We start from the raw sequence: 255 nt of genomic DNA, 5'->3' as shown, positions 1-255 counted from the left end.
TTATTGTTTCCCAAAACTCTTCTGCAGTTTGATGACTTCTGTCACCAATAACGAAATTGATGAATCTTTTTCCAAATCTATCAACAGCAATCCAGATCCAACCGTGTTTTTTTTACGCCCTATATAACTGTGCATTTCATCTAACGCTACCACTTTTATTTCCTTAGATTCACACTGTAACGATTGTACTTCTTTACCAAAACTACGAATCCAATTCAAAACAGTGACATTGCTAACGTCTAAAATCCTGCCGAT

General features: G+C 35.7%; 1 pseudogene. It reads right to left on the bottom strand.

From position 1 onward, the window contains the following. Positions 1-255: pseudogene (locus GNY06_RS01320) on the bottom strand (hypothetical protein); the annotation flags it as partial.

It is taken from the genome of Elizabethkingia argenteiflava (assembly GCF_009904105.1).
GTDB classification, from domain to species: Bacteria; Bacteroidota; Bacteroidia; order Flavobacteriales; family Weeksellaceae; genus Elizabethkingia; species Elizabethkingia argenteiflava.
Note: the sequence above shows the minus strand (reverse complement) of the source record. Positions and strands in the feature narration are given on the sequence as shown.